The 12006-nt window shown below is 68.4% G+C and carries 12 protein-coding genes; 2 read left to right on the top strand and 10 right to left on the bottom strand.

Going from position 1 to position 12006, the window contains the following annotated elements; all coding sequences use genetic code 11:
* Positions 1-17 precede the first annotated feature (17 nt).
* The 6 genes from ABS642_RS19580 to ABS642_RS19555 all read right to left on the bottom strand — a co-directional run bounded on the left by ABS642_RS19580 (position 18) and on the right by ABS642_RS19555 (position 5756).
* Entirely contained in the window at positions 18-392 is a 375-nt protein-coding gene (locus ABS642_RS19580) for a hypothetical protein (protein WP_350351452.1), read from the bottom strand.
* 125 nt (positions 393-517) lie between these two features.
* Positions 518-1534, bottom strand: a complete 1017-nt coding sequence (locus ABS642_RS19575) for an ABC transporter (RefSeq protein WP_350351451.1) — start codon at positions 1532-1534, stop codon at positions 518-520.
* Positions 1535-1654: 120 nt separating this feature from the next.
* On the bottom strand, positions 1655-1807 hold the full coding sequence (locus ABS642_RS19570) for a hypothetical protein (protein WP_282216213.1): 153 nt from the start codon (positions 1805-1807) through the stop codon (positions 1655-1657).
* Between the two features lie 157 nt (positions 1808-1964).
* On the bottom strand, positions 1965-2873 hold the full coding sequence (locus ABS642_RS19565; protein WP_282216212.1) for a sugar ABC transporter permease: 909 nt from the start codon (positions 2871-2873) through the stop codon (positions 1965-1967).
* Positions 2870-4477, bottom strand: a complete 1608-nt coding sequence (locus ABS642_RS19560; RefSeq protein WP_350351450.1) for an ABC transporter permease subunit — start codon at positions 4475-4477, stop codon at positions 2870-2872. The genes ABS642_RS19565 and ABS642_RS19560 overlap by 4 nt, the downstream gene beginning before the upstream one ends.
* Positions 4478-4547: 70 nt before the next feature.
* Positions 4548-5756 carry an extracellular solute-binding protein gene (locus ABS642_RS19555; protein ID WP_282216210.1) on the bottom strand — a complete coding sequence of 403 codons (1209 nt, stop codon included), beginning with the start codon at positions 5754-5756 and terminating at the stop codon, positions 4548-4550.
* 187 nt (positions 5757-5943) lie between these two features.
* Here ABS642_RS19555 and ABS642_RS19550 point away from each other — a divergent pair, with 187 nt between their 5' ends.
* Together ABS642_RS19550 and ABS642_RS19545 are read left to right on the top strand one after the other, a co-directional pair.
* Positions 5944-6432: a YajQ family cyclic di-GMP-binding protein gene (locus tag ABS642_RS19550; RefSeq protein ID WP_282216209.1), complete on the top strand. Its 489-nt coding sequence runs from the start codon at positions 5944-5946 to the stop codon at positions 6430-6432.
* Between the two features lie 293 nt (positions 6433-6725).
* On the top strand, positions 6726-7358 hold the full coding sequence (locus tag ABS642_RS19545; protein WP_350351449.1) for a GntR family transcriptional regulator: 633 nt from the start codon (positions 6726-6728) through the stop codon (positions 7356-7358).
* Here ABS642_RS19545 and ABS642_RS19540 read toward each other — a convergent pair.
* The 4 genes from ABS642_RS19540 to ABS642_RS19525 form a co-directional block, all read right to left on the bottom strand.
* Positions 7333-8370 carry an alpha/beta hydrolase gene (locus ABS642_RS19540; protein ID WP_350351448.1) on the bottom strand — a complete coding sequence of 346 codons (1038 nt, stop codon included), beginning with the start codon at positions 8368-8370 and terminating at the stop codon, positions 7333-7335. The two genes, ABS642_RS19545 and ABS642_RS19540, sit on opposite strands and share 26 nt — an antisense overlap.
* A 35-nt stretch (positions 8371-8405) precedes the next feature.
* Positions 8406-9443, bottom strand: coding sequence for a hypothetical protein (locus ABS642_RS19535; protein WP_350351447.1), 1038 nt, complete (start codon positions 9441-9443; stop codon positions 8406-8408).
* Between the two features lie 64 nt (positions 9444-9507).
* Positions 9508-10881, bottom strand: a complete 1374-nt coding sequence (locus tag ABS642_RS19530; RefSeq protein ID WP_282216205.1) for an FAD-dependent oxidoreductase — start codon at positions 10879-10881, stop codon at positions 9508-9510.
* A gap of 61 nt (positions 10882-10942) precedes the next feature.
* Positions 10943-12004 (bottom strand): polyprenyl synthetase family protein, encoded by a 1062-nt coding sequence (locus ABS642_RS19525; RefSeq protein ID WP_350351446.1) that lies wholly within the window; start codon positions 12002-12004, stop codon positions 10943-10945.
* Positions 12005-12006 lie beyond the last annotated feature (2 nt).

Raw genomic sequence — 12006 nt, 5'->3', positions numbered from 1 at the left:
CGCGTCACGGCGGGGCGTCACTCGTCTTCGTCGCCCTCCCAGGGCCAGCGCGGTCGAGCGGCGCGCGTTCGTCGCAGGGCGATGCCGCCCCACGCGCCGATCGCGGCCGCCAGCAGCAGCACCGCGCTCGCTCCCCCGCGGACGAGGTCGCCGGCCACGGCCGTGGCGATGATGACGTTGCCGACGCCGATGAGCACGGCCGCCCAGACGCCCGCGAGATGGGCGAGCGCGGCGACGAGGGCGATCGCGATGGTCGCGACGAAGGATGGATGTTGCCGCCGGAGCGTCGACCACAGCATGAGGGCGAAGGCGACGACGGCCGCCAGCATCCCGGTGACTCCCGGGACAGGGCCGAGACCCGGCACGGCGATGATGTCGGCATCCGTCAGCACGCTGACCGCGCCCAGCCCGCATACGGCGAGAGCGAAGAATCCGATGGTGGCGAAGACGATCGCCAGGACAGCCGAAACCCCCGCGGACTCGGGTCCGCGGGGGTTCGGCGTGGTGGAGTTCGTGATTACCTCGCGAGCGTCGGACCGGCTTCGAGGGTGCGCTCGTACTCGCGCTGCGCCTCGGCGTTGTACTCGGTCTTGCGTGCCCCGCTGCGTGCGACCCACGCGCCGAACCAGATGGTGAGCTCGCGCGCGAACACGAAGGCCGCGATCGCCAGCGGCGCGAGAAGCTGCGAGCCGGCGAGATCGAGCCCCTCGGAGGCCGTGAGCTTCCAGAACGGGGCTTCGAAGAGCTGGCCGAGGATGTGTCCGGCGTAGGCGATGACACCGACGACGATGCCGAAGACGACCCAGAGGCCCCAGCGTCCGCGGTTGATGATCGCGCCCAGCAGCCAGAAGCCGAGGAAGAAGACCACGACAGGCGTCCAGTAGCCCCAGGTGAGCAGCGGCGCGACGAGGGCCTCGCCGATGTTCTCACCCGTCACGTCACCGGCGATCGCACCGAAGCCGATCGTGGCGCCGAGGTAGAGGACGGCGAACGCGACGGTCGCGAGCAGACCGATCGCACCGGCCGTGCCGCGGTTGCCGCGGTCGCGCGGCGGCTCGGGAGCCTGCACGAAGATCGGCTGCGGCGCCTGAGCCGAAGCGGCGATCAGCGGCTCCGAGGGGACGATGCGGGTCTCGGTCTGGTCCGCGGGCGGAGCGTAGGCCGTGTCGGCGAGGGGCGCCTCGTCGCGGTCGTACGAGGAGACGCGGTCGTACGCGGCCGTCGCGTCGTCGTGCCGCGAGACGGGCGGGACGAACGCGGCGGTCGTGTCCGCGTCGGAGTAGTCCCTGGCGCCGTCGGACGTCGATGCGGACTCCGTGGGCGTCGGCGACGAGAACAGGCCGGGGTGCTCGCGCTCCGCCTCTTCGAACGCGACGAGGTCGGGGTCGACGGGCTTGCTCTCCGGCGACTCGGGCGAGGTGCCGGGAACGTCCGCACCCGCGGCGGCGGCGGCGTCGAGACCGGCGTTCGCGCTGCCGACGACGTCGTCGACGTCTGCCGGCTTCTCGGGCTTGTGAAGCTCAGGGTCGCTCATGGGATGCGCCTCTCATCGGATGTGTGCAGTGCGAGGCTACCGCCGGGCGGGCGGCCGCTCACGCAGGCGTGCCGACGTGTCGGCATACCGCTGTTTTCCCGGGTTTCGGTCGGGTTGCCGTCAGGGGAGCGCGCTGCGCAGCGCATCTCCGGCGAACTCGGCGAGGACCGGGAGGATGGGGATCGAGAACCACACGAGGGCGCCGATGATCCCGGCGCAGATCACGCCGGCCACCCAGCTCATCGCGAGGTTGCGTCCGCCGACCCGTGCCATGCCTCCACGGTAGGCCCGCGCCGGCGGTCGCACCGGTCGCAACGCCGATCATCGGGCGGCGCGACCGCGCAGCCGCCACACCAGCCAGAGCCCGGATGCCGACACGAGAACGAATCCGAGGAGGACGAGGAGGCGCCGCTCCCCCAGCCCCGTCGGCTCAGCCCTTCGTGGCTCCCGCCGTGAGCCCGCCCACGATGTACTTCTGCAGGAAGAGGAACAGGATCATCACCGGGATCGCGGCCATGACCGCTCCGGCCGAGAACGCCGACCAGTCCGCGTAGCGCGGGTTCGCGACGAGCTTGGTCAGTCCGACGACGAGCGTCTGCTGCTCGACGTCGACGAGCATCACGCTGGCGATCACGTACTCGTTGACGGTGCCGATGAAGGACAGGAGTCCGACGACCGCGAGGATGGGCGCGACCAGGCGCAGGATGATCGTGAAGAAGATGCGGGCGTGACCGGCGCCGTCGATGCGGGCGGCCTCGTCGATCTCCTTCGGGATCGTGTTGAAGAAGCCGTACATGAGGTAAGTGTTCACGCCCAGCGCGCCGCCGAGGTACACGAGGATGAGCCCGGTGTGCGTGTTCAGCCCGATCGCGGGGAACCAGTCCCCCAGCGTCGACATCAGCAGGAAGATCGCCACCACCGCGAGCAGCTGCGGGAACATCTGCACGACGACGATCGTGACGAGCCCGACCCGGCGTCCGGCGAAGCGCATGCGCGAGAAGGCGTACGCCGCGCAGGCGCCGATGAACACCGTGACCGCTCCGGTCACGACGGCGACGAGCAGGGTGTTGAGGAACCACAGGCCGTACGGGTTCTGCGGATCGCTGAGGATGCGCACGTAGCTGTCGATCCCGATGGCGGAGAAAAGCTGGTTCGATCCGGTGAGCGTGCCCTTCGGGTTCAACGAGGCCGAGACCACGTACAGCAGGGGGAACAGCGCGAAGGCGCTGACGACGATGGCCACGAGGTGACGCCATCCGGTGTCGGCGAACCAGGCGCCGAAGCTGCGGCGGCGCGGGGCGACGCTCCGCTCGACGGTGACGGGGCTGGCAGTGCTCACCAGTTCAGCTCCTCGAGGGCCTTGGTCTTGCGGAAGCTGATGATCGAGATCGTCGCCACCACGATGAAGATCAGGATGGTGAAGGCGGATGCCAAGCCGTAGTCGCGCGCCTGTCCGGTGAAGGCCACCTTGTAGACCATCGAGATCAGGATGTCGGTGTGCCCGACCGGGATCGACACGTCGCTGAAGCGCGGTCCGCCCTTGGTCAGCATGTAGATCAGGTTGAAGTTGTTGAAGTTGAACGCGAACGACGAGATGAGCAGCGGGGCGACCGTCACCAGCAGGAGCGGCAGCTTGATACGGCGGAAGACCTGCCACGGGTTCGCTCCGTCCATGACCGCGGCCTCGTTCACGTCCTCCGGGATGCCCTGCAGCGCCCCCATGCACACGAGGAACATGTACGGGAAGCCGAGCCACAGGTTCACCAGCAGCACCGACACCTTGGCGAGCGCCGGATCGGTGAGCCACGGGATGGATGCTCCGCCGAAGATGACCTGGTTGATGAACCCGAAGCTCTCGTTCATCATGCCGGCCCACACGAGGGCCGAGAGGAACGCGGGGAACGCGTACGGGAGGATCAGGATGATGCGGTAGCCGTTGCGGAACCGCATCCGGGTGTTGTTGAAGACCAGGGCGAGCAGCAGGCCCAGGAAGAACGTGGACGCGACCGAGATCAGGGCGAAGGCGAAGGTCCAGATCGTGACCGAGATGAGCGGGCCGCGGATCGATGCGTCGGTGACGGCGCGCACGAAGTTGTCGAACCCGACGGTCGTCTGCCACCCGGGCAGGAGCTCCGCCCCGGCCTCGGACGTGAACGCCCCGGCGCCGGTGTCGGAGTAGACCGTGCCGCTGTCGGTATCCGTGATGGTGTCGGTATCCGCGTCGTACTCGAGAGTCGAGACGTACAGGTAGCCCTTCTGCCCGTCCGGAGCGCGCAGGCTGCCGTCGTTCGGGTCGTCGCTGAAGGGGACGGAGAGCTTGTCGAGCTCTTCGGAGAGCGTGAACACGGTCGCGAGCGGCAGGGTGGTCCAGCCTTCGACCGCGACGGCCTGGCCTCCCTCGAACTCCGCGTCGACCTCCTGCAGCGGCTGCTCCGCGGTGCCGAGCAGCGCGTCTCCGGTCTCGGGGTCGGTGACCAGCAGCCCGTAGCCGCCGAACTGCTCGACGACGGTCACCGGGTAGGTGGGCGAATCCTCGACCCGCTCCTGCGCCGAGGCGAGGAGCGAGGAGATGGCCTGTTCCTTGGTGCCGTTGTGGCCCGTGCCGTAGTTGGTGAAGCCGATGTAGCCCGTGTAGAGCAGCGTGAAGACCTGGAACACCACCAGGAAGATGATGCCGGGCGTCAGATACTTCGCCGCGATGCGCTTGCGGGAGAAGTAGAGATAGTTGACGAGGACCGCGACGACGACGACGATCCCGAGGATCAGCCACTCCTGGTGGGTGAAGAGCACGAACGCCGCGTAGAGCGCGATCGCGTCGACGACCGCGAGCAGCAGGATCTTCAGCAGCAGCCAGCCGATCGGGCCGGACGCGGCCTCCGCGATCTTCGCTGCCTGTCGCTGGCGCTGGGTGGGCGGAGCCGTGGGCTCGACGGTCTCTGTCATGTCGTCCTCGTCATGATCCTGCCGGGGTGGGCGATGCACGCCCACCCCGGCAGAGTCGGTATCTCAGCTGTTACTTGATCGCCGCGGTCACGTCGTCGACGAGCTTCTGCCACGTCGTCGTCGGGTCCTCGCCGTTGATGATCGCCGCCTCGGCGACGCCCCAGAACTGCCAGACCGAGCCCATGGCCGGGATGGCCGGCATCGGGACGGCGTCGGCGCCGACGGCCTGGAAGCCGGCGATGATCGGGTCGGATGCCGCGGAGTCGGCGGCGGCGGTGAGTGCGGGCAGGACGTTGCCGGCCTCGAACAGCGCGAGCTGCACGTCTTCCGTACCGATGTAGTTCACGAGGAAGTCGTTCGCTGCGACCTTGTTCTTCGACTCGGAGCTGACGAAGAAGCCCTTCACTCCGGCGAACGGCGAGGCCGTCTCCGCCGTCGGGCTCGGCACGGGGTCGATCGCGACGTTGATGCCGGCGTCGACGGCTGCGCCGACGTTCCACGGGCCCGTCAGCCAGAAGGCCGCGGTGCCGTCGAGGAACTGCTGCTTGGCGATCTCGCCGTCGATGTCGGTGTTCAGCGTGCCTGCGGCACCCTGCGCGGCGAGCCAGGCGGCGAAGGCGGTTCCGCCTGCGCTGCCGAGCTGCAGGTCGGTCGAGTCGTAGCTGCCCGAGTCGTCGGTACCGAAGACCGGAGCGCCGAAGGCGGTCTGGAACGGGTAGAGGTGGTACGGGTTGCCCTCGGCGCCCTGCTCCACGACGAAGGCACCCTTCGAGATCATGTCGTCGAAGCTGGTGGCGGCCGCGGGAACGAGGTCGGCGTTGCGCAGCACCGCGATGTTCTCGACCGCGTACGGGAGCATGTAGACGGTGCCGTCGTAGGTCGCGGCCTGAAGCGCGACGGGCAGGTAGTCGGCGGAGCTGTCGCCGAGCTCGAGAGGCGCCACGACGCCGTTCGTCGAGAGCTCGCCGAGCCAGTCGTGCGCGCCCATGACGACGTCGGGGCCCTTGCCGGTCGGGACCTGCTGGATGAAGTCGTCCTTCATGTCGTCGACCGACTTGCCCACGAGCTCGACCTTGACGCCGGTCTTGTCCTCGTACGAGTCGGCAGCACCCTGCAGCGCGTCGACGCGCTCCGCGTCGACCCACACGGTCAGCGTGCCGGCCTTGTCGCCGCCGGACGAGTCGTCACCGCTGGTCCCGGTGGAGCAGCCGGCGAGCGTCAGAGCCGAAACGATGGCGATCGCGCCTGCCGCGACGATGCCCCTCTTGTTCACCTTCATTGGTGTGTGCCTCTCTCAGTGCTGATGGCCTGCAGTACTGCAAGCGCTTACAGTATGCAACGAGATCAGCGGGATTCACAAGGGAAGAGGCTGTCGATATCAACCTGTGACCCCGCACAGCAGGGGGCCGACAGCTGAAAACGCTTCCACGAGTTCACGGATACGGCAGTCTCGATACACTTCTCCTATGGCTGACAGTTCCTTTGACATCGTCTCGAAAGTGGATCACCAGGAGGCCGAGAACGCCCTCAACCAGGCCCGCAAGGAGGTCGAGCAGCGCTACGACTTCAAGGGCACCGGAGCATCGATCGCGTGGAGCGGCGAGCAGATCCTCATCATCGCCAACACGGAGGAGCGAGCGAACGCCATCCTCGACGTGTTCCAGTCCAAGCTCATCAAGCGCGGCATCTCGCTGAAGAGCCTCGAATCCGGAGACCCCTTCGCCAGCGGCAAGGAGTTCCGCATCGTCTCGACCCTCAAGGACGGCATCTCCTCCGAGAACGCGAAGAAGATCAACAAGATCATCCGCGACGAGGGGCCGAAGGGCGTCAAGAGCCAGATCCAGGGCGACGAGCTGCGCGTGCAGTCCAAGAGCCGCGACGATCTCCAGTCCGTGATGGCGCTGCTCCGCGGCTCCGACCTCGAGGTCGACCTGCAGTTCATCAACTACCGCTGAGCCTCCGCGACGGTCGTCGAGACCGAGCGCGACACCAGAGACGATTCAGCGGATGCCAGGCATCCGCTGAATCGTTTCGTCGTTTCCGGATCGCATATCGATATACCGGTTGGCATGCCCAAGACTGGGTGGGATCCCGACTCGAGGTGCGCCCGCAGGCAGCATGCGTCATGTGAACTTCGGAAAAGTCTTTTGCGCGTAGTGTGTTGGCATCCTGCGCGATCTGTGATGAAGTTGCCCACCCGGGCGCATCACGAGGCCGGGGAGAAGGAAGCAACTGGGGGCGGGGGTCCATGGGCAGCATGGGAACGAAGAGCACGGGCGAGAACAAGCAGCTGCTGGCGGACGAGGTCTTCCAGCACATCGGCCGGCAGATCGTCGATGGGACGCTGGCCCCGGGCCAGCGCATCCGAGACCACGAGGTCGCCGAGCGGCTGCACGTCTCACGGACGCCGGTGCGCGAGGCGCTGCAGCGCCTGGAGCGGCTGGGGATGGTGATCATGTACCCCAGCAGATACACCGAGGTCACTCAGGTCACCACCGACACCATCGCGCAGTCTCTCGCGTTCGCGGGGTACCAGGCGGGGATCGCCGCGCGTCTGGCGGTGCCGCGACTCACCGCGTCGCAGCGCGAGCACGTCGCCCGACTCGTGCAGGCGATGTACGGCTCGCTCCATGACAGCACGTTGACCACCAACACGCGATGGGCGGTCTTCGCCTACTTCGGCGCGCACAGCGAGAACGCCCAGCACTGCACGGTCATCGAGGAGACGACCGTCGCGCTGCTGCGCAATCTCCGCCACTGGACGGTGCCCGTCGACGACCGCGAACGGATGCTGCAGGTCTACGTCGACTTCCATGACGCCGTCCTCCGCGGAGACGGCGACGAGGCGGAGCGCCTCACCCGGGCGATGCACTACGTGTGATCGAGCGACCGTCGGACGCACGCCAGCCGGCGACCCAGCGTCCGAGTCGTCGATACGCGTCTTCCCTCGCCTCGTGCCGGGAGAGGAACACGTCGTGCAGGGCACCGTCGATCCGTTCCACCGTGACGGAGGGTCCGAGATGCAGGGCCGCGCTCGCGATGTCGTCGACGACCAGCACGGAGTCCGCGGCGGTGAGCTCCTCCGACCATCGGGTGGGCACGGCCGAGCGAGCCGAGAGGAGCACGCAGACCGGCACGGGGATCGACAGCCCGGACGCGACCGTCCGGTGGCCTGACAGAATCGCGTGCAGCCAGCCGGCGTACACGGCCATCGTCTGCGCGGGACGCCAGAGCGGATTCACCTCCATCGGATCGTCCGGATCCGCGACCTCCTGCTGCGCCCTCGAGTAGAAGCCGAGATCGACCTGCGGGGCCACCTCGCGCGGACGGATCCTCGCCTGCAGCTCCACCATCGGCGCGATCGCCGCACGCACCGGCGCGATCTGGAACTCCAGCCACGGACTGTTCAGGATCACCGCATCCGCGGCCTCCGGATGGCGCGATGCCCACAGGCTCAGGACCAGTCCGCCGGTCGAGTGACCGAGGAGCACCAGCTTGCGACCGTCGCTTCCATCGATCGCGTGCCCCATCGCGTCGAGCGCCGCGGCGATGTCCTCGTCGTAGGTCGCGAGATCGGCGACATATCCCGGCGTCTGTCCGTCGCGGAGGCTGCGGCCGTACTTGCGCAGGTCGAGCGCGAAGAAGCGCGCTCCCCTCGATGTCCAGAAGCGGGCGAGGCGCTTCTGGAAGAAGTAGTCGGACCAGCCGTGCACGTACAGCACGTCGACGCCGTCGAGCATCGGGGTCCGTCCGCGCAGCCGATCCCACCATCCCTGCTCGGGCGGCAGCGCACGGACGAGCGTGGCCACGACCGGCCCCTGATCGTCGTCGCCGAGAGCGAGCGTGAGCTGCTCGAACTCGTCGCCGAGAACGTCTGCGATCCAGTCGGCCATGCGCGCCTCCCCCGTCGCCAGGTTAGCCGAGGACGCTACTGCGGCGCCGGACGCCCGACGGTGAAGTTCTGCACGACCTGCTCGGCGATCGGCGTCAGGTCCGAGATCCCGGAGCCCTGATAGGTGGTGAGGCGGATCCAATCCGTACCGAGACGCAGATCGATCAGCGGGCGATCGAACTCGTCGACGCCGCGGAGCGCGGCATCCGCTCCCTCGATCTCGACGGCTGTGCCGTCCTCGATCCGCTCGAAGGCCCACGCGCCGCCGGGCAGGGTGGTGATCGTCAGGAACCCCTGCGATTCGTACTCGTTCCCGTTGGAGGCGTAGTGGCAGATGCGCGACCCGTTGACCACCTGATAGACCTCTGACGGGATGCCCCAGCCGCCGAAGGAGTCCCTGAGGACGACCTCGGTGCCGAGGTCCTCGCCGAGCTCCACGGCGGTCAGGTACCGGGCGCACTCCACTCCGACGATGTCGCTCGGGGCGAGCTCGACCTGCGTACTCGTGGCGACGGCCGCGGCCGCGATGCGGCGCAGCCCCTCGTCGATGCGCCCGGCGTCGTCGGCCGCAAGCTCCGGGTCGAACACGAGACCGGAGACGAGGACGTCGCCGTCGACCACCTGGAGGACGCACATCCCGTTGCCCTCGCAGCGGGCCTCCTCGCCCCACCATCCGCCGCGGGATTCCGCGCCCGTGATCACGGTCTGCGCTCCGGGAACGATGGTCACCTCCCAGCTGCGCGAGTCGTCTCCCGTCGAGCAGGCGATGCCCCCGGCCCGCTGGAACGCATACAGAGCGGGCCCGGGGTACCAGTTGGGCATCGAGACGAGCGACAGGTGCTCCTCGACCGCACCGGCGGGAGGGCCGACGAGGGCGGACATCTCCGCCGCCACGTCGTCGCAGGTCACATCGAACGCGGGCGTCGGCGCGACGATCGGATCGGGGGTCGGCGTCGGGGTCGCCGAGGGCGACGGATCGACCGACACGGTGGGCTTCGGGTCGGGCGTGGGTGTGCAGCCGGACACGAGCAGGAGCGCAACCGCGCCGAGGATGAGGAGAGATCGGCGTCGCATGCACTCAGCCTAGGAGAGCATCTCCGACAGGTCGGGAACGGCTCGCAACGATCCGGTGACGGCGCTACTCGCCGCGCGAGACCCGCACCATCTCGTCGCGAGGAACGACCTTCACTCGGGCGCGCTCGTGCGGTGCGCCGAGCCCGATCTCGTGCTCGTCGAGACGGTGCCACCCCTCGAGGTCGGTCCACTTCACTCCGCGCTCCTGCAGGAGGGCGGGGATCGACTCCTCCGACGGGTCCTCCGGCTGCCACCACGACCCCTGGTCGTTGATGATGTGCCGGACGGTCTCCATGGCGTCGGACTTCGTGTGGCCGATCAGGCCGACCGGTCCGCGCTTGATCCAGCCCGTCGCGTAGATGCCGGGCACCCGCTGGTTGGAGTCCTTCGCGAGGACCTGACCCTCGCGGTTCGGGATGACGCCGTGCTTCTTGTCGAAGGGGACGCCGGGCAGGGGCGAGCCGAAGTAGCCGATGGCACGGTACAGCGCCTGGATCGGCACCTCGCGCAGCTCGCCGGTGCCGACCGCTCCACCCTCGCCGTCCGGCTGGGTCCGCTCGTAGACGAGCGCAGCGACCCGACCGTCCTCGTCCTTGCGGACCTCGATGGGCCGCGCCCAGAAGTGCAGGTGCAGGCGCCGCGATGCCGTGCCGCCCGCGTTGTTCACCGAGTCGCGCTTGCGCCACGACTGCAGGACGCGGTCGATCACCATGACCTGCTTGTTGCTCGCGACCGCCTCCTTCGAGGCCTCGTCGTAGTCGAAGTCCTCGTCGTAGACGACCATGTCGACATCGCGCAGCTCGCCGAGCTCGCGCAGCTCCAGCGGCGTGAACTTCACCTGCGCGGGGCCGCGACGTCCGAACACGTGCACGTCGGTGACAGCGCTGGCCTGCAGGCCCTCGTAGACGTTCGCCGGCACCTCGGTGACGAGCAGGTCCTCCGCGTGCTTGGCCAGCATCCGGGCGACGTCGAGCGCGACATTTCCGTTGCCGATCACCGCGACCGACTCGGCGTCCAGCGGCCACTCGCGCGGGACGTCGGGGTGGCCGTCGAACCAGCTGACGTAGTCGGCCGCCCCGTAGGAGGCGACCGCGTCGACACCGGGGATGTCCATCGACGTGTCCCTGATGGCGCCGGTCGCGAAGATGACGGCGTTGTAGTGGTGCTTGAGGTCTTCGAGCGTGATGTCCTCGCCGAAGCGGACGTTTCCGAACAGGCGGATGTCGCCGCGGTCGAGCACATCCCGGAGCGCGCCGATGATGCCCTTGATGCGGGGGTGATCGGGCGCGACGCCGTAGCGGACCAGGCCGTAGGGCGCCGGGAGCTGTTCGAACAGGTCGATGGAGACGTCGAACTTGCGCTCGGCCTTCAGCAGGATGTCCGCGGCGTAGATGCCTGCGGGGCCCGCACCGACGATGGCCAGTCTGAGCTTGGTCATGGGAGGTCCTTTCGTGTGCCGTCGCGCCCGTCGTGCGACCTCGCGGATCGCAGGGCCGGATTCAGCTGGAGCGATCGGCGAGGGTCTCAGCGAATCGGGTCAGCGCCTCACGCACCGTGCCGCGCGGGAGCGGGCCGAGCGCATCGATGGCATCCTGCGTCCAGGCGTGGGCGAGTTCGAGGGTCTTCTGCGTCACCGCATGGTCGCGCAACTCGTCGAGAGGGCCGTCGAGGAGCGCCGGATCGGCGCCGTCTGCGATGAGGGCGACCCCGGCGTCGATGCGCGCGGCCAGGTCGACGGATGCCGCATCGGGCTCGGCCTTGAGCAGCAGGTAGGGCATGGTGGGCACCCCGGCACGCAGGTCGGTGCCCGGCACCTTCCCGGTGTCCTCGGGCTTCGCCGAGAGGTCGATCACGTCGTCCATGAGCTGGAACGCGACGCCGATCTTCTCGCCGTAGACCCGCATCGGCTCTTCGTACTCGGCCGGGGCGTTGGAGAAGATGACTCCGCCCTGCGTCGCGGCGGCGATCAGCGAACCGGTCTTGTCGGCGAGCACCTGGATGTAGAACTGGATCGGATCGTCATCCGGCTGCGCGCCGATCGTCTCGTGCATCTGTCCGAGCACGAGGCGTTCGAACGTGTCGGCCTGGAGACGGATGGCGCGCTCGCCGAGCCGTGACATCAGCTGACTGGCGCGCGAGAACAGGATGTCGCCGGTGAGGATCGCGATGCTGTTGCCCCAGACCGCGTGCGCGGCGGGGACGCCGCGCCGACGGTCGGCTCCGTCCATGACATCGTCGTGGTAGAGCGAGCCCAGATGCGTGATCTCCAGCGCCTTCGCGACGTCGATCACCTCATCCGTGTTCCCCTCGCCGAGCTGGGCGGCGAGCAGCGTCAGCACGGGACGGATGCGCTTGCCGCCCGCCTCGTAGAGATACCGGCTCGCGGCGTCGGCCAGCGGATCGGCGACACGCACGTCTTCGGCCAGCCCGGTCTCGACACGCTCCAGACCGTCTTCGATGGCGCGCGCGACGCGGCGGGCGGCGGGGCCGATGAAGACGCGATCGCTGAAGCCGAGACGGCTCGCCAGTCGCGAACCCGGGGCGATGGGGCTCGAAGTCACGG

This window comes from Microbacterium sp. A8/3-1 (genome assembly GCF_040267695.1).
GTDB classification, from domain to species: Bacteria; Actinomycetota; Actinomycetes; order Actinomycetales; family Microbacteriaceae; genus Microbacterium; species Microbacterium luteolum.
This window is presented reverse-complemented; position numbering and strand designations above follow the sequence as displayed.

Excerpts from the sequence above, each read along its gene's own strand:
- ABS642_RS19575 (WP_350351451.1), bottom strand. The coding sequence starts at position 1,534 with ATGAGCGACCCTGAGCTTCACAAGCCCGAGAAGCCGGCAGACGTCGAC.
- ABS642_RS19570 (WP_282216213.1), bottom strand. The coding sequence starts at position 1,807 with ATGGCACGGGTCGGCGGACGCAACCTCGCGATGAGCTGGGTGGCCGGC.
- ABS642_RS19560 (WP_350351450.1), bottom strand. The coding sequence starts at position 4,477 with ATGACAGAGACCGTCGAGCCCACGGCTCCGCCCACCCAGCGCCAGCGA.
- ABS642_RS19555 (WP_282216210.1), bottom strand. The coding sequence starts at position 5,756 with ATGAAGGTGAACAAGAGGGGCATCGTCGCGGCAGGCGCGATCGCCATC.
- ABS642_RS19550 (WP_282216209.1), top strand. The coding sequence starts at position 5,944 with ATGGCTGACAGTTCCTTTGACATCGTCTCGAAAGTGGATCACCAGGAG.
- ABS642_RS19545 (WP_350351449.1), top strand. The coding sequence starts at position 6,726 with ATGGGCAGCATGGGAACGAAGAGCACGGGCGAGAACAAGCAGCTGCTG.
- ABS642_RS19540 (WP_350351448.1), bottom strand. The coding sequence starts at position 8,370 with ATGGCCGACTGGATCGCAGACGTTCTCGGCGACGAGTTCGAGCAGCTC.
- ABS642_RS19535 (WP_350351447.1), bottom strand. The coding sequence starts at position 9,443 with ATGCGACGCCGATCTCTCCTCATCCTCGGCGCGGTTGCGCTCCTGCTC.
- ABS642_RS19530 (WP_282216205.1), bottom strand. The coding sequence starts at position 10,881 with ATGACCAAGCTCAGACTGGCCATCGTCGGTGCGGGCCCCGCAGGCATC.